The organism is Pseudomonas sp. E1MeOHC2 (assembly GCF_058745025.1).
On the sequence record NZ_CP196675.1, the window covers coordinates 4,613,556 to 4,629,066 of the forward strand.

Below are 15,511 nucleotides of genomic sequence, written 5' to 3' on the forward strand. Positions count from 1 at the left end.
CATGAGCGAAACAGTCGTCAATTTGTTCAGCAGCAGTCAGGCCGCCAGCCAGACGCTCTACCTGCGCAACAACCTGGCCTCCACCGGCAGCTTGCCGTTCAAGGGGCCGCTGGGCCTGTGCCCGGATATCATCCAGAGCGACCAGGTGGTGGACAACCCGCAAAACGCGTTCAGCACGGTCAGCAGTTGGGAGCAGGCCTACAACGTGCAGCCGCTCGCCGCCGTGCCCAACTACTACTACCTGCGTGGTATGAACGGTGGCAGCAAAGCCGAGAGCAATGCGTTTTCCCTGTACTACGCGCCGGCCCAGGTGCTGTTGTTGCCTGCAACGTTCAAAGGCAACGCGCTGACCACAGCCGATGGCCTGGACTGCACGCCGGTCAGCGCACCACCGGGGCATATCGGTGTAGGCGAGGAGGCCTTCGTCTGGACGCCCCCGGCCTTGCCAGCCAACAGCTACTTCAACCTGATTGCCCAGGTGAACGCCGGGGCCCATCCCGACCCGATCCCGGCGGTGCGAGACTGGCTCGACCTGGCCAAGCTGATTGGCCAGACCCCGACCATTGGTATCCGCTCCCAGGCGCAGGTCAGTGGCAAGCAGTGGATACGCCGTCAGCAGCTTAAGGTGCCGCCGAGCTTCACCACTTCGCCGATCACCATCACGCTGTCCGCCTCTGGCCTGGCCGGTACCCGGGTGAGCCTGTTGTGCGACACCGTCACAGCGCAACAAACCCCAGTACTGCTCGGGCCACTGACGCTTGGCAGCGATGGCACGCAAACCGGTGCCGTGTTCATTCTGCCCGCCGGCTATTCGGCCAACCTGGCCGTGCAGTTCTGGAACCCGGACAACCAGGAGGTTGCGCCAGGCGCCAGCCTGTCGGTGACCTTTGGCTACCCGATCAACCCGGGTGCGGAGCTGGAGCGGGCGATTGCCGACAACCTGGTCAACCTCCACCTTCACGGTGCGCTGGATGACAAGGTCAGTGCGTCGATCCAGCCCAAGGCCATGGCGATTGTGAGTCAGCTGACGTTTACCTTTGTTTAGGGGCCGGTAAGCGTTCAGCCAGTGGTGTCCGTGTTTCCACCAAACGGACACCACTGTTCTTGCCAGGCACCCTGTTGGCCACCCCAAACGGCACATGCACCATCGGCAAATCCCCCGCTGGCGATTGCAGGTGGCTGCGCTGATCATCGAAGAACACATGGGGCTTGAGAATCGACAACACTCTGGGTTTTTCCATCCCACCCAGGAAGAAGCACTCATCTGGCGACACGCCCCAATCCTTCAGGGTGGTCACCACCCGCTCATGCGACGGCGCGTTGCGCGCGGTGACGATGGCAATGCGCAGGATGCGTTTGTAGCCCGGGTCCTGTGCCAGCTTCTGGTCTTCCAGCGTGCGAATGTGTGAAAGCTTGCGGTAGAGGTCCGCCAAAGGCCCTGGCTGGTGGGGGATGGCTTTGCGCGCGCGCTCGTGGGCCTGGAAGTCATCCAGGTTGTCGTTCTGCTTGTACACGCTCTCTGCCTCGTCATCGGCAATCACACCGTCAAAGTCGAAGGCTACCCGCAGCTCGGTGTCGATCTCATCGTCGTAGATGCGCGTCGGCAGCACCAGGCCGGCGGGGTAGCTGGCGTCGATTGCGCGCTGCACATCGTCCTCATTGGCGCTGAGGAATAACGAGGCATTGAAGGCCGGGATGTACTCGTGGGGCGAGCGGCCGGACATGAACGCTGCACGGGTGATATCCAGTGTGTAGTGGCTGATGGAGCGAAACACCCGCAAGCCGGTCTCGGGCGAGTTGCGCGAGAGCAGCACCACCTCTACCGGCAGTTGATCGGGGAACGCCTGGTTGATGCTGAGGAAGCGGCGGATGAAAGGGAAGGCGACCCCCTTCGGGAAGGGCTCGTCCAGGTTCTGCTCCTGGTGCTGGCGGTATGCCTCGACGCCTTCGGTCTTGTAGATGTCATCCGACACGGTAAGGTCGAAAAGTGCACTGGAGGCGACGCCGATGACCAGTTTGTGTTCGATGGGGTAGGGCATGAACGTGCTCCGTGATGGGTGCAGGTGAAGAGTATACGGGCATGCAGGCGGGGTAAGGCCTCAACCTTCGGGCACCAGCCCCAGCAACACCTGCACCTGGCGCCGCAGCTGGCTCACATGCTCGCGCTCGGCGCGCAGGGCGCTGCGCAGCTCGTTGTTCTCCTGCTTGTGAATGCGCGCGGTTCGCTCCAGTTCGCGATCGCCTTGCAGCAGGCTCCACATTTCGCCCTGGCGTGCGTGCGTCAGGCAAACCATCAGCAGGATAATGCCGGTGGTGCCAAGCAGGGTGATTTCGAGGGCGTCCATGGTTGCTTCCTTGAGTAGTGGCGGTTTGCCTGTAAGCCAAACAATATGTCTAGTTTTGCTACATGTCCATATTGGAGACTTGTACAGGTAAAGGAATGGTGCAGGTTCCACGGGCTTTTTCAGGGCAGTGAAGGGGCCGGCATGGCGGTGGCGTTGGCACGCGGTGCCGCGGCTGACGCGGCGTTCGCGTGGTGGCAAGGGCGTGGCTGCGTCAAGGACGGCGTGAGCTGCATATGCCTGGTTACTTTACATATCGAGGCAGCCTTGCGTTAAAACTGGCTAGACATGTAGGATTTAACGACACGTCAATTGTCTGAGCACGCACTGTGCTCCTGATTCAGGAACCCGGATGAAACGCACGCATCGCATGGAGCAAACCCGTTGGGACCTGGCCCTGCGCTACCGCCTGATCGAGACGGTGGTGTGGTGGGAAGGCCGCCTGACCACCAATCACCTGATGCAGAGCTTCGGCATCAGCCGTCAGCAGGCGTCGAAGGACATCAACACCTACATCAACGACTACGCGTCGAAAAACCTGGTGTACGACAAGCAGATCAAAGGCTACGTACCGACGCGGCAGTTCAAGCCGTTGTTCATCGATGACAGTGCCAGCGCCTACCTGGACTTGCTCAACCAGAACAACGAGCGCGCACCACACATCGAAGGCCTGGCCCTGGCCTACGCCCACACCGAGGTGCTCAAAGTCCCGGACCGCTCGGTAAAGCCTGAGGTGCTGCGGCCGCTGCTCAAGGCCTGCCGCGAGAAGCGGCGCCTGGATATCGAGTATGTGTCGTTCTCAAGCCCTGACCCCGAAGGCCGCACCATCGCGCCGCACACCCTGGTGTACACCGGGATGCGCTGGCACGTGCGGGCGTACTGCGAAAAAAACCGCACCTACCGGGACTTTGTACTCAGCCGTTTTCGCGGCGTGCCAGAGCTGCACGAAGGTGAAACGGACAATGGCATCGACCAGGACCTTGAGTGGAACACGCCGGTCGATGTGATCTTCAAGCCCGACGAGCGACTGACGCAGGCGCAGCGGGCAATCATCGAAGTGGACTTCGGCATGACCGGTGGCCAACTGTTGGTGCGCAGCTCCCAGGCCCTGGTGAAATATGTGGTGAAGCGCTTCCAGGTAAACCCTAACGTGCATGATGCAAGGCCTGAGGCGCAGCAGTTGGTGTTGGCGAACCGAGCCGAGCTGAAGCCGTGGTTGAATCTGGATTGAATCATCCCGCGCAACAGACAGCTGTAGTGAACAGATGGATCGGAACACGTTTCTCGCGCAGCCGGTTGTGACGAGGCTACCTACAGTGCCTGTCGCGCCGTACTGAAGCGGGGGGGGCGCCGCATTGCGCCCCCTATGGGTCTCGAAGGCCAGGATCATTAGCTTGGCCATCATTAGGCCGCTATGTATAATCCCGCCACAACCCGCATCCTAGAGCGGTCAACCATGGAAAGGCGATCCCCTCCCGCCGTACTACTGGCCACCCTGCGCATTGCATAAACCCCTTACACCCAGGCCAGTCCTGGGCGTTGGCGAAGCCATGCTCATCAACAGGCTGCACGCATTTCAACAAGGATATTCATGAAAAAGCGTTTCGTTCTCTGTGCCCTGGCGTCTGCCTTGGCAGGCTGCAACTCTGAATACAACTTCGACGAAGTCACCAGTTACACCGGTAACGTCGGTTCGCCGCATGCGCTGTACCTGGAGCGCAAATCGGGCGAGCGGCTCAATGGCACCGTGGTGCACAAGGTGGGTGACCGGGTACTGCAGTCGTTCAAGGTAGAAGACGGCAAAGTGGTCGGGGAATGGAAGGAGTTCGACCAGGACGGCAAGCTGCTGGTAGAAGGCCAGTTGCAGGACGGTGCGTTCGTCGGCCCCAAGAAAACCTGGTGCAAAGGTGAGTTCGCTGACCACCTGGAAACCGTCCTCACCCTCGAAGGCGGGCGCCGTAGCGAACAAAGCTACGATTGCGCCACCGGCCTGCAGGTCGGTGACAGCACGCAGATCCCGACCGTTGATTTTCGCAAGGGCGCCATCCGTGTCGGCACCCAGCGCGAGTGGCGGGTGGTTAATGGCGAGCAGAAACTCACCCTGCTGGAGACCTTCGCCAGCGATGGCTCCGGCAAGCTCGATGGCCTGGTGGAGCACTATGACTACCAGGGCGTCCTGAAAGACCGCGCGACCTACAAGGCTGGCGAGCTCGATGGCGTGCGCGAGACCTGGACGTCGTTCACCGATGGCACTTCGGTGCCGGCCACAAAGGTGACCTACAGCGCGGGCAAGAAGAACGGCCTGTATGAGGTGTATTTCGTTCGTGGCTGGCCTGCCGGCACGGTGTCCGAGAAGGGCAGCTACAAAGACGACGAGCAGGCAGGCGTGTGGGTCAACTATCAGCCTGGGTCGGCCCAGGTGCGGGATCTCGACAGCCCGCCAGACACCTCGCCTATGGCCATGCGCCTGTGGGATGCCGCGCAGGGCCAGGCACGCACTTCGGACTGGGCGAAAGAAATCAAGGACCTGGACGCCTTTGCCTACCTGCTCAAAAGCGCCGGCATCAATGTCAATCAACGCCTGCATTATGAGAACAAGCCGCTGATCACCGTGGTCGCCGACAATGCCTATGACTACCTGGTCTCGGTAGGCGCCGACCCGATGGGGCGGGATATCAACGGCAACACGCGCCTGATGAACTGCCTGGCGGGCAGCGACTACAGCTCTTGCAGCTTCGCCCACATGATCACCCTGGCGGGCAAGGAAGACCTCAAGGCGCACAACGTCTATGGCGACACCGCCCTGTCGGTGTTCTGTCAGAAAGCCGGTGCCCTGCAACGTCGCCCTGGCGCCGCTCAACAGCCTGAAGCGCTGTTCCAGGCACTGCTCAAGGGCAGTGACGTGAATGCCAAGGCCTACGGTGGCGAAACCGCCCTGCATGCCTGCATGGCCCAGCGTAACCACAGCTATGCCGAGGCGTTGGTAGCGGCTGGCGCTGACCTGAATGCTGCCGATGTCGATGGCACCACGCCGGTGGCCGCAGCCTTCTTCAATGGCTACAACCTGGCGGCAGGCGGGCACCGCGTCAGCTGGTCCGACAACGTGATCCGCTTCGCGGCCAGCTACCAGGGCAAGTCCGACTTCACCTTCGACACGCCGCTGGCAGGCTTCGGCAAGTCCATCCGCCAACTGGTGCTGGAAAACGGCGATACCGCCTCGGCCATGTTGATCGATTCCCTGGTGGGCACCGCCAAGGGTTGATTGCCGTTCAGGTGGCACGCGGCTTTCGCCCTGTGCGCAAGGCGTGCCACCGTTTCATTTAATGACCTACTGACAAGGAATACCTATGCGTCGTTTCAAATACGTGCTGGCAGCATTGCCATTCTGTGTACTGGCGGGCTGCGGCAACGATGCGCTGGATGGCACCTACGAGGCCGAGACCACCGTGATGGGCTTCAGCGCAGGCAAGCAGACGGTCGAGTTCTCCAGTGGCTACATCATTTCTGCGGGCAACAAGATCAAAGTCGACGAGTGGGAGCGCAAGGACGATGTGGTCGTGGCCCGTGATGCCAACGGGGTTGCGCTGATCAACGTGCGCGTTCTGGACGACGGCAAGCGGCTTGAGTCGATCGGTGGCAACAACATGGCCAAGCAGGTGTTTGTGCGGGTGGATTGATAACCCGTGTTTTGGGGCTGCCGGGCGGCTCCAAAACGCCAGTTTTCGACTTTTCAAGCATCCCACCAGTAGATCGAGTGATGTCATTTTGATAGCTTTCCGCCCCATGACCGAGCTATCCGGATAGGGATGATGAACCAGCCATACGAACACAGGACGCTGTCGCCGCTCGCCAACCTGATTGTCGACCGAGCGATCGAGAACACCAACCGCAAGCTCGTGGCCGGTTTTCGCAACAAAAAGAATTCCCAGCCCAATGCCAAGTCAGCGGATCTGCGCCAAACAGGTAAGGACACCCTCGCCGCGACCTCCGCGCAAAGCGCCATGCAGGTTGCCAACCGGGGTGTTGCCTGGAAGGAAATCCTTTTCAAGAGCCTGTCGGCCGGTATCGGCTCGCTGGCCACGCTGCAATTTGACGGTGCGCTGTCGGTAAGCGCCAACGACCCTTCCAGCCTGAACGAGCTGCCCGACAAGCCCGGCGTGTACGTGGTGTACGACGCAAACGGCAACCTGGCCTACATCGGTGACAGCACCAACATGCGTCAACGCTGGCAGGATGGGCACATGAACGAGTACCGCGGCCGGGCCAAGAGCGAAAACCGCAAGCCCTACAAGCTGGCAGACCAGCTTGAGGCCGGGTGCACTGTCAAGTTCGTGGTCATGGACTCGGCAGAAACCGCAGCTGCGCTTGAAGCATTCCTGATCAAGAACGAGAAGCCTCCGGTCAACCGCAAGGAAGAGCTGAAGGAAGAGCAGGGCATCCGCAGCAACATCGAAGCGAAGAAAATGAAGGACTCGATGGGCAGTGCCGGCGAGGTGGCCCTGGGTGCGGGCAAGGAGGCCCTGAAGAACTCGGGGTGGCAGGTCTTCGAGCAGCTGACCGCCGCCGCGATCATCGCCATCAAGGATGAACTGGTCGACCTGTTCATGGGCGGCACTACGCGCCTCAAAGCGCGTGTCGAGCGCTTTCTGAAGAAGATCTGGGCCGTGGTGGAGCGCATTGTCGCTGCGCCCCTGAAGCTGCTCAACGGTGTGGTCGAGTTCATCGTCAACGCACTGTCCAAGGCTGTGCGCCAGGTCTACAACCTGAGCCGCAACTTGTTCGACCTTGCCCAGGGCGCCTGGCAGCTCTACAAGGGTGCCCAGACCCTGCCGAGGGAAGAACTCATCCAGAAAATCGTCGAGACCGTCGTGGTCAGCGGCACGCTGATTTTCTGGGATGGCATCGAGCCGATCATCGAGGCGCAACTGCTGCCCTTGGTCGGCGTGGCCGCGCCGTACCTGTCTTGCGTGATTGCGGCCATCGGTTTCGGGCTGTGCAGTTACCACCTGCAAAAAGTCGTGCCGCCCATCGTCGCCTTCCTGGTGGATTTCAAGACCGGCTGGCACGAGGCGCTGGAGGCCAAGCGCGCGGCGGCGTTGCAGTTGATCCAGGTGCAAGAGAACGAGTGGCTGATGGCCGAAGGGCTGATGGAATACGCGCAGTCGGTGGACACCCTGGCCCGTGAGGCCAGTGCCCACCGCGAACGCCTGGCGCAACATCGGGCAGTGCGGGCGATCGACTACTCGGCGCTGCTGCAATCGAACAAAAACCGCATTACCCAGGAGTCCTGACAGGTGTTCAAACTTACAACCGAGCTCGCCACCCAGTTCACCGGTCGACTCAGGATGATCGAGCCGGTTCCCACCACTGATGCGCTGCCTGCCCCGCGCGAGGAGCGCGACCAGCTCAAGGACTTCGAGCACGGGCTGCGCAAACTGCACGAGGCCATCGTCAACAACAAGGGCGCGCGTGAGCAGCTCGAGGCGTTCCGGCAGCAAGGCACCTGGGACTCGTTCTGGGGCGGCCTCACCGGCAAAAACGACAAAGACCTGGCCGACATGGTCCGGCAGGTGGGCGAGAGCCTGGCGGTGACCCAGAGCGTGGTGCAACTGCTGACCCAGTTGCACACGGCCAACAACAAGGTGCTGCGCGGCTTCAATGACGCGCTGGTGCGGGAGATCGAACGCCTGCAGGCGGACGCGGTGACGCTGGAGGGCAACCAGGAAGGGGCCCTGGTGGTGCTGTGCGAGTTCAAGCAGCAGATCGACGACTTGCTGGCACTGGCCGATGGCTACGCCTATTGCACCCAGGAAGTGGAGCGGCTGGCCTGGGTCCAGGGCAACCAGCAAACCGAACTGACGGCCCTGGACGCCAAGATCGATGCGCAGCACCAGAAGCTGGTGACCAGCACCCTGGCCCGCGTGCAAAAAGAGGCCGTGATCCGGAAAAACCTCGAACAGCACCAGCACAAGCTACTGGCCCAGGAAGGGCAGCTCGAAGAGCTGAAAAAGCACCTGGCCGCCAGCACGCTAGCCAGGGAAAGCCTGTCGACCACCGTGACCACGGCGCTGAAAAAGCTCGCCTTGGCCACCAGCACCCAGGCCCAGCGCGTGGACCGCATGGAAGCCCAGCTGGCCACGCTGCTGGACAACCAGCGCCACTGCCAGGCCCAGCTGGAGCAGTTGGCCGCACCGGGCTGGGTTGCCTACCTGAGTCGCAATGCCGTGTCGCTGGTTGCGCTGGCTGCGGCGGTGTTTGCACTGGGGCTGAACCTGCGGGGGTAGTTTGATATTTTTCAAGGTTAGGTATACGTTACATTTACTTTAAATTGTTACGTATGTAGAACATGGATTCTTCTTTTATCATCGCACGCCTTGGTCAGCAGGTTCGCCAGCGCCGTCTGAATCGCGGGTTCACTCAAGCCAAACTGGCGGCGTTGGCCGGCGTTACTCGGCAGAAGGTTATCGCAATCGAGCGAGGCGACCCCTCTGTAGGGATGGCTGCTTATGCTCGAGTGGTGGGCGCCTTGGACTGCGAATTCGCGCTAGAGCCTGCGGCCATGCCAACGTTGGATGAGATTCAGGGAGTGTTCGACTGATGACGGCCATGCTGCGGGTTGCAACACCAGGAGGGGAGAGCGGGACAGTCTTCAGTTCCGCTGGCGACTACCTGTTTCGTTACCGTGAAGACGCTGCGGCTCATGCTGCGATCAGTCTTCTGATGCCGTTGCGCCTGGATGAATACCGTCACCGAGAACTGCACCCGATCTTCCAGATGAATTTGCCTGAGGGCTATGTTCTGGAGCAATTGCGTAACCGTCTGGCCAAGGTCGTGAATGTTGATCCGATGCTGCTGTTGGCGCTCTCGGGTAGTAGCTCGCCAATCGGGCGGGTAGCAGTGAGTTCACCTGAGGTGGATGCGCTCTTGCGTCGCCAGCAGTTCCCTGGCGAGCGACTGGAGGAAATCCTGACCTGGGATGGTGCAGAAGACATATTTGCTGGTCTCGTGGACCGCTACATCCTACGCGCTGGAATTTCGGGCGTGCAGCCCAAGGTTTTGGTGCCAGAGGAGCACAGCGGTACGCCGCAGCGATTCACCTCAAAAACATCTGATCTGATTATCAAAAGCGGGCGGGACGAGTTCCCGGGGCTGGCAATCAACGAGTTTCTCTGCATGTCCGTTGCCAAGGAGGTGGGGATCCCGGTGCCGGAGTTCTATCTGTCTGATAACACCAAGCTGTTCGTCATGCGCCGCTTTGATCGAGATGCGCAACTCAATCCAATTGGTTTCGAGGACATGGCTGCACTGATGGGGCTTGCTGCGGAGCAGAAGTACAGTAAGAGCTACGCGGCGATCGCCAAGGCTATTCGTCTGTTCTGCCCGTCTGAGCAGGTGCAAGGTTCACTGGCGCAATTGTTTGCCATGGTGAGCCTGAGCTGCATCATTGGCAATGGCGATGCCCACCTGAAGAATTTCGGTTTGCTGTATTCCGACCCCACCCAGCGTGACGCGAGGCTCGCACCAGCGTACGACATCGTCAATACTACGGCGTATATCCCAGAGGATGTACTGGCCCTGGACCTGGGCGGCAACAAGTCGTTGTTCGCTTCACGGCAAGGGTTGATGGACTTTGCTGCCACCTGTGATGTGGCTCGGCCAAAGGAAGTCATTCGCGAACAATTGCAGGTGCTGGAGCATGTTCTGGCTCGCTCTCCTGAACTCTGTGAGCAAGCACCCCATGTGGTGAGCGCAATTCGACAGTCTGCAGGGCCGTTTATCAGTACCTTTGGTTAGTGTGCCGCTTTTCGCTGCCCCCTTTTCAAAACCTGACTTGAAGCAACGCCACTTCATCAATCCACCACTATGCTGACCCGGGCACTCTCTCAAGCTCACTCAGCCAGACACGGAGGTATTTATGAAAGCTGCTGTTGTTGCCAAAGGGCGTCGCGTGGACGTGGTGGAAAAAACACTGCGGCCACTGGCGCACGGGGAAGCGTTGCTGAAGATGCAGTGCTGTGGCGTTTGCCATACGGACCTGCACGTCAAAAATGGCGATTTCGGCGACAAGACAGGTGTGATTCTGGGCCACGAAGGGATTGGCGTGGTCGTGGAAGTGGGGCCGGGTGTCACCTCGCTCAAGCCTGGGGACCGGGCCAGCGTGGCGTGGTTCTTCCAGGGCTGCGGGCACTGCGAATACTGCAACAGCGGCAACGAGACGCTGTGCCGTGAGGTGAAGAACTCAGGCTATACGGTTGACGGTGGCATGGCCGAGGCGTGCATCGTGGTGGCGGACTATGCGGTAAAAGTGCCGGATGGGCTCGACTCGGCAGCGGCCAGCAGCATCACCTGCGCCGGTGTGACCACCTACAAGGCGGTGAAGTCGTCGAATATTCGCCCTGGGCAATGGTTGGCGATCTACGGCCTGGGCGGCCTGGGCAACCTTGCCCTGCAGTACGCCAAGAACGTCTTCAACGCCCGGGTCATCGCCATCGACGTGAACGATGCACAACTGGCCTTCGCCCGCGAAATGGGCGCCGACCTGGTGGTCAACCCGCGCGATGAAGACGCTGCGAAAGTCATCCAGGCCAAGACGGGCGGCGCCCATGCGGCCGTGGTCACAGCGGTGGCAAAAAGCGCCTTCAACTCGGCGGTCGATGCACTGCGTGCTGGCGGGCGCCTGGTGGCTGTGGGGCTGCCGCCAGAAGCCATGAGCCTGGATATTCCGCGCCTGGTGCTCGACGGCATCGAGGTGGTGGGTTCGCTGGTCGGTACTCGCCAGGACTTGCACGAAGCCTTCGAGTTCGCCGCGCAAGGCAAGGTGGTGCCGAAGGTGACCCTGCGCCCAATCGAAGACATCAATGACATCTTCGAAGAGATGCAAGAGGGCACGATCAAAGGCCGCATGGTGATCCATTTCGCCGATTGAACGCTGCTTGCACGCGAAGCCGGCCCGCGATTGCGGGCCGTTTTGTGTGTGTGCTCAAGCCGGTTGCTTGGCCCGCAACACCAGCGCCGCCACCGCGCAGCCTATCAACGCCAGGCACGCCAGGTAGAACGCATCGCTGTATGCCATCAGGTACGCCTCGCGTCGAATGGTCGCCGCCAACCCCTCAAGCGCTTGCTGTTGGGCCGGCAGCCAGCTCTGCACGGTCTGGCTGATGCGCTCCTGCACACTGGGTGCGAACACCGTGACATGCTCGTGAATACGCTCGCTGTGGTAGCGCTCGCGCGTGGCCACGATCTGCGTCAACGCGGCGGTGCCTATGGCGCCCCCAAGGTTGCGCAACATGGAAAACACCGCCGAGGCCGAGCCGGCTTCGCGCTTTTCCAGCCCCGCCACCGCCAGCACCGACAGCGCGACCATGATGAACGGCTGGCCAATGCCCCGTACCACCGTAGACGGGATGATGACGTTATCGGCGCTGTCGATGGTCAAGCTTGCGCCCAGCCAGCAGCCCGCGGCCATGATCAGAAAACCGCTGGCCACCATGAACTTGGCGCTGGTCCAGGCCATCAGCCGTGGCATCAACGGCGCCAGCAGCAACTGCACCACGCCATAGGCGATCAGCGCCACCCCCACATCCCTGGCGCTATAGCCTTGCAACTGAGAAAGGTAGTTGGGCACCAGGAACACCAGGCCAAAGGTGGCGCCGCCAAAGATGAACATGGCAATGCTGGCGACCCCGAAGTTGTACCGCCCCAGCAGGCGCAAATTGATGAATGAGCGCTGGCCGTACAGCTGCGTGAACACGAATGCCACCAGCGCCAGGCCGGCGATGATCGACATGCCGACGATGAAGGTCGAACCGAACCAGTCCAGCCGGCCGCCTTCTTCCAGCACGATCTGCAGGCCGCCCAAGCCAACGACCATGGCTGTTATGCCCAGCCAGTCGCCACGGCGCAACAGGCTCAGTTGCATGGGTTTGGCGTCGATTGACCAGGCGATGGCGAGTAGCAGTGCGACACCGGGAAACAGCTGCAGGTAGAAAATCCAGCGCCACGAGTAGACATCGGTCAACCAGCCGCCAATGGATGGGCCGGCCGCCTGGGCCACGCTGTTGGCCAGGCTGAACAGGGCCATGCCCATGGCCATCTTGCTGGCAGGCAGTTCGGTGATGATCAGCTGGAACGAGAGCGGGATGAGTACCGCGCCGGCAGCGCCCTGTATCACCCTGAGGGTGATCATCGCCTCAAGGTTGGGTGCCCACGAGCAGGCAATCGACGCGAGCAGGAAGATGAACGAACCCGTCCACATCACCCGGCGCATGGAGAACACTTCGACCAGCCAGGCCGTCAGCGGGATCATGACGATTTCCGCCACCAGGTACGCAGTGGAGATCCACGAGCCTTCCTCGAAACTGGCGCCCAACGAGCCGCGGATTTCCGGCAGTGCCGCACTGGTGACATGCACGTTCATGCCGGCCATGAAGCACCCGAGCAAGCCGCCGAACACGGCCACCCAGGCGCGCAACGGTACCCTTTGCTCACCGCTCATCGGCAGGCTCCACGGTGCGCGTGTCGACGGTGGTCACCACCGACATACCGGGCAGTATCTGCAGGCCGTCTGTTGGTCGGTCGAGCACGATGCGTACAGGAAAGCGCTGGACGATCTTGGTGAAGTTGCCGGTGGCGTTGTCTGATGGCAGCAGCGCGAAGACGTTGCCGGACGCTGGCGAGAAGCTCGCCACGTGTCCTTGCAGAGACTGGCTGGAGAAGCTGTCGATGCGCACCTGCACGGGTTGCCCCGGGCGCATGTGGGCCAGCTGGGTTTCCTTGTAGTTGGCGACCACGTAGGTTTGCTGCAACGGCACCACCGCCAGCAGCGGCTGGCCGGGTACCACGTACTGCCCGGCACGCACGCGGCGCTGGCCGACGACACCGTCGATGGGCGCGCGCAGAACGGTGTCCTGCGCGTCCTGATCAGCCAGCGCCTGGCGGGCCTGGGCACGGGTCAGGCCGGCCGTGCGTTGCGTGATCTCGGCATCGGCTACCAGCGCCTGTGCCTTGGCCATCAGCAGCTGGGAGCGCTGTTCACGTAAGCGCGCCTGTGCGCCTTGCAGCGCGGCGCCTGCTTGTACGGCGCTGGCATGGGCGGCTTCCAGGCGCTGCACGGTGGCTGCGTCATCGCGCACCAGGCCCCGGTAGCGCTGCATGTCCAGCTCGCTGCGCTGGCGCTCGGCGCTGGCACTGTGCACGGCCGCTTCAGCCTGGACGATGGCTTGCTGTTGCTGGTTGATGTGTTCGGCAGCCACTTGCTGACGGGCCTGGGCGGCTGCCAGCGCGGCCTGCGCTTCGGCCACGCCGGCAGTGGCCTGGTCGAGGCGAGCACGGTAGTCGCGACTCTGCAGGCGCACCAGCACATCGCCGGCCTTGACGGTTTGGTCGTCCTCCACTTCAACCTTGGCCACATAGCCGGCCACGCGCGCGCTCAGGGCCACCCAGTCGGCGCGTACGTAGGCGTCATCGGTGGTTTCCAGGTAGCGCCCGGTGGTGAACCAGTACCCACCGAATGCCAACGCTGCCAGCAGCGTCAGGCCGCCACCGGCGTACAACGCCAAGCGGCGACGGGTGGGCCTTGGGGCAGTGATAGCCGCTTGGGGCTGGTCATCCGCCAGCGCGTTTTTTGCAACGGCAACATTCATCGTTGGCTTCCAGTTTCAGAGTGGGAACGGTGCACCAGGCTGGATGCCGGTGACGATTGCCAGCGCCCTCCCAGGGCGCGGAACAGGTTGACCTGGGCACGCGCCAGGCGGCCTTGGGCCTCGACATGGCGGGCGCTGACCGTGATCAGGTCGCGCTCGCTGTCGAGCAGCGCGAGTGCATCGAGGGTGCCCGCGCGGTAGCTACGCTGCGCCAGGTCAAAGCCACGCTGGCCTTGCGCCAAGGCCGCGTCCAGGGCCAGGGCTTGTTGGCGTTCGCCCTCAAAGCGCGCCAGGGCCTGGCGCACATCCTTGAGTGCCGCCAGCGCCACCCCGCGGTAATGAGCGATTTGCGCCTGTTGCAAGGCCTGGGCCTTGCTTACCCGGGCGCGGTTGGCCTTGATATTGGGAAACTCCCAGCGAATCAACGGGCCGATGGCAAACATCAGCGCGCGGCTGTCACCCAGGTTGGCAAGGTGGTGGTCCGACGATGTCAACGAGGCGCCGAAGCTGACCTTCGGGTACAAGTCGGCCTTGACGATGTCCACTTGCAGGGCGGCAGCCTGCAGTTCGCGCTCGGCCTTGCGCACGTCCGGGCGGCGTTCGAGCAGGCGCCAGGCGTCGCCAGCGGGTAACGGCGCGGCGAGGCTCGGGATGCGCTGGCAGGCGTCGGTGTTGCCCGCCAGGGCCGCCGGTTCCTGGCCACTGAGCATGCTCAGTTCGTACAGTGCCATCTGCCGGCGTGCCTCCAGCATCGGCAGTTGCGCCCGCACCTGTTCGCGCAACCCCTGCAGGCGCACGCCGTCGAGCTCGGTGGCGACCCCGGCCTGGCGCTGGCGGTCACTGAGCTGCACGCTGCGCGCCAGGGTGCTCAGGGACTGCTTGGCCGCCTCGATGCGGGCGCCGTACACGCACTGGTCGATGTAGGCGCGGGTGGTCTGGCTGACCACGTGTAGCTGCACCAGGTCCAAGGCATCGCGGCTGGCCTCGGCCTGCACCCGCGCCCGTTCGATAGCGGCGCGCACCTGGCCCCACACGTCAACCTGGTAGGCCAACTCGATGGACGGGTTGAAGGCCCATTGCGACGGCGCATGGCTGTCGGTTGCCTCGGCCAAGGTCTGGTCATCGGCGCTCTTGCCATAGCTCGCGCCCATGCCAATGGAGGTGGACGGCCAGCGCTGGGCATTGAATTCGCCAATGCCGGCCAGCATGGCCAGGACGGTGGCTTCGGCCTGCGCCAGGTCCTGGTTGTGTTCCAGGGCCTGCTGCACCCAGGCGTTGAGCTGCGGGTCGTGATACAGCTCCCACCAGCGCGCGGGTAGCGCCTGGCCGCTGACGTCGGCAGGCAGGTGCAACACAGGGGTTGCCTGGAAGGCGGTTGGCGGGAGGGCGTTTGTGGCTTGCCCGGTACACGCCGACAGTACGGCGAACACGCCGATGGCGGCAGCCCGTCTGGCAGGGCAGCGAAGGGATCGTATTGGCATCACGCAAGTCGTATGAGGGGTCGTGAGGCCAGCTTAGCGAGGGGCA

General features: G+C 62.2%; 14 protein-coding genes. 9 read left to right on the forward strand and 5 right to left on the reverse strand.

The window, feature by feature from the left end; all coding sequences use genetic code 11:
- Position 1: 1 nt before the first annotated feature.
- Complete coding sequence (locus tag ACSSU5_RS21045; protein WP_264313807.1) at positions 2-1,045, forward strand: hypothetical protein; 1,044 nt, start codon at positions 2-4, stop codon at positions 1,043-1,045.
- Here ACSSU5_RS21045 and ACSSU5_RS21050 read toward each other — a convergent pair.
- Both ACSSU5_RS21050 and ACSSU5_RS21055 read right to left on the reverse strand, forming a co-directional pair.
- Positions 1,032-2,039 carry a 5'-nucleotidase gene (locus ACSSU5_RS21050; RefSeq protein ID WP_264313806.1) on the reverse strand — a complete coding sequence of 336 codons (1,008 nt, stop codon included), beginning with the start codon at positions 2,037-2,039 and terminating at the stop codon, positions 1,032-1,034. The two genes, ACSSU5_RS21045 and ACSSU5_RS21050, sit on opposite strands and share 14 nt — an antisense overlap.
- 60 nt (positions 2,040-2,099) lie before the next feature.
- Complete coding sequence (locus ACSSU5_RS21055) at positions 2,100-2,345, reverse strand: hypothetical protein (RefSeq protein WP_264313805.1); 246 nt, start codon at positions 2,343-2,345, stop codon at positions 2,100-2,102.
- A gap of 349 nt (positions 2,346-2,694) precedes the next feature.
- Here ACSSU5_RS21055 and ACSSU5_RS21060 point away from each other — a divergent pair, with 349 nt between their 5' ends.
- The 8 genes from ACSSU5_RS21060 (at position 2,695) to adhP (ending at position 11,268) form a co-directional block, all read left to right on the forward strand.
- Positions 2,695-3,573: a helix-turn-helix transcriptional regulator gene (locus ACSSU5_RS21060; protein ID WP_264313804.1), complete on the forward strand. Its 879-nt coding sequence runs from the start codon at positions 2,695-2,697 to the stop codon at positions 3,571-3,573.
- A gap of 360 nt (positions 3,574-3,933) precedes the next feature.
- Positions 3,934-5,604 carry an ankyrin repeat domain-containing protein gene (locus tag ACSSU5_RS21065; RefSeq protein ID WP_264313803.1) on the forward strand — a complete coding sequence of 557 codons (1,671 nt, stop codon included), beginning with the start codon at positions 3,934-3,936 and terminating at the stop codon, positions 5,602-5,604.
- Positions 5,605-5,689: 85 nt separating this feature from the next.
- Positions 5,690-6,019: a hypothetical protein gene (locus ACSSU5_RS21070; RefSeq protein ID WP_264313802.1), complete on the forward strand. Its 330-nt coding sequence runs from the start codon at positions 5,690-5,692 to the stop codon at positions 6,017-6,019.
- Positions 6,020-6,151: 132 nt separating this feature from the next.
- The gene (locus tag ACSSU5_RS21075) at positions 6,152-7,633 is read left to right on the forward strand and encodes a GIY-YIG nuclease family protein (protein ID WP_492559724.1); all 1,482 of its coding nucleotides are present in this window, start codon (positions 6,152-6,154) and stop codon (positions 7,631-7,633) included.
- A 3-nt stretch (positions 7,634-7,636) separates the two neighbouring features.
- Entirely contained in the window at positions 7,637-8,626 is a 990-nt protein-coding gene (locus tag ACSSU5_RS21080; RefSeq protein WP_264313800.1) for a hypothetical protein, read from the forward strand.
- Positions 8,627-8,688: 62 nt separating this feature from the next.
- A complete protein-coding gene (locus ACSSU5_RS21085) occupies positions 8,689-8,940 on the forward strand; it encodes a helix-turn-helix transcriptional regulator (RefSeq protein WP_264313799.1) in 252 nt (83 codons plus the stop codon).
- Positions 8,940-10,136: a type II toxin-antitoxin system HipA family toxin gene (locus ACSSU5_RS21090; protein ID WP_492559725.1), complete on the forward strand. Its 1,197-nt coding sequence runs from the start codon at positions 8,940-8,942 to the stop codon at positions 10,134-10,136. Before ACSSU5_RS21085 ends, ACSSU5_RS21090 begins: the two co-directional genes overlap by 1 nt.
- A gap of 121 nt (positions 10,137-10,257) precedes the next feature.
- On the forward strand, positions 10,258-11,268 hold the full coding sequence (adhP, locus tag ACSSU5_RS21095) for an alcohol dehydrogenase AdhP (RefSeq protein ID WP_264313797.1): 1,011 nt from the start codon (positions 10,258-10,260) through the stop codon (positions 11,266-11,268).
- 54 nt (positions 11,269-11,322) lie between these two features.
- Here adhP and ACSSU5_RS21100 read toward each other — a convergent pair whose 3' ends face one another.
- Genes ACSSU5_RS21100 through ACSSU5_RS21110 form a run of 3 tightly spaced genes read right to left on the reverse strand, consistent with a single transcriptional unit; the run spans position 11,323 to position 15,465 of the window.
- Positions 11,323-12,837 (reverse strand): DHA2 family efflux MFS transporter permease subunit, encoded by a 1,515-nt coding sequence (locus tag ACSSU5_RS21100; protein ID WP_492559726.1) that lies wholly within the window; start codon positions 12,835-12,837, stop codon positions 11,323-11,325.
- Complete coding sequence (locus tag ACSSU5_RS21105; protein ID WP_492559727.1) at positions 12,827-13,984, reverse strand: HlyD family secretion protein; 1,158 nt, start codon at positions 13,982-13,984, stop codon at positions 12,827-12,829. The genes ACSSU5_RS21100 and ACSSU5_RS21105 overlap by 11 nt, the downstream gene beginning before the upstream one ends.
- Positions 13,981-15,465 (reverse strand): efflux transporter outer membrane subunit, encoded by a 1,485-nt coding sequence (locus ACSSU5_RS21110; protein WP_492559728.1) that lies wholly within the window; start codon positions 15,463-15,465, stop codon positions 13,981-13,983. Before ACSSU5_RS21110 ends, ACSSU5_RS21105 begins: the two co-directional genes overlap by 4 nt.
- Positions 15,466-15,511: the final 46 nt, after the last annotated feature.

What these genes read in the sequence shown, in the direction of transcription:
- ACSSU5_RS21045 (WP_264313807.1), top strand. Translation starts at nt 2, where the DNA reads ATGAGCGAAACAGTCGTCAATTTGTTCAGCAGCAGTCAGGCCGCCAGC.
- ACSSU5_RS21060 (WP_264313804.1), top strand. Translation starts at nt 2,695, where the DNA reads ATGAAACGCACGCATCGCATGGAGCAAACCCGTTGGGACCTGGCCCTG.
- ACSSU5_RS21105 (WP_492559727.1), bottom strand. Translation starts at nt 13,984, where the DNA reads ATGAATGTTGCCGTTGCAAAAAACGCGCTGGCGGATGACCAGCCCCAA.
- ACSSU5_RS21055 (WP_264313805.1), bottom strand. Translation starts at nt 2,345, where the DNA reads ATGGACGCCCTCGAAATCACCCTGCTTGGCACCACCGGCATTATCCTG.
- ACSSU5_RS21075 (WP_492559724.1), top strand. Translation starts at nt 6,152, where the DNA reads ATGAACCAGCCATACGAACACAGGACGCTGTCGCCGCTCGCCAACCTG.
- ACSSU5_RS21090 (WP_492559725.1), top strand. Translation starts at nt 8,940, where the DNA reads ATGACGGCCATGCTGCGGGTTGCAACACCAGGAGGGGAGAGCGGGACA.
- ACSSU5_RS21050 (WP_264313806.1), bottom strand. Translation starts at nt 2,039, where the DNA reads ATGCCCTACCCCATCGAACACAAACTGGTCATCGGCGTCGCCTCCAGT.
- ACSSU5_RS21110 (WP_492559728.1), bottom strand. Translation starts at nt 15,465, where the DNA reads ATGCCAATACGATCCCTTCGCTGCCCTGCCAGACGGGCTGCCGCCATC.
- ACSSU5_RS21100 (WP_492559726.1), bottom strand. Translation starts at nt 12,837, where the DNA reads ATGAGCGGTGAGCAAAGGGTACCGTTGCGCGCCTGGGTGGCCGTGTTC.
- adhP (WP_264313797.1), top strand. Translation starts at nt 10,258, where the DNA reads ATGAAAGCTGCTGTTGTTGCCAAAGGGCGTCGCGTGGACGTGGTGGAA.
- ACSSU5_RS21085 (WP_264313799.1), top strand. Translation starts at nt 8,689, where the DNA reads ATGGATTCTTCTTTTATCATCGCACGCCTTGGTCAGCAGGTTCGCCAG.
- ACSSU5_RS21070 (WP_264313802.1), top strand. Translation starts at nt 5,690, where the DNA reads ATGCGTCGTTTCAAATACGTGCTGGCAGCATTGCCATTCTGTGTACTG.
- ACSSU5_RS21065 (WP_264313803.1), top strand. Translation starts at nt 3,934, where the DNA reads ATGAAAAAGCGTTTCGTTCTCTGTGCCCTGGCGTCTGCCTTGGCAGGC.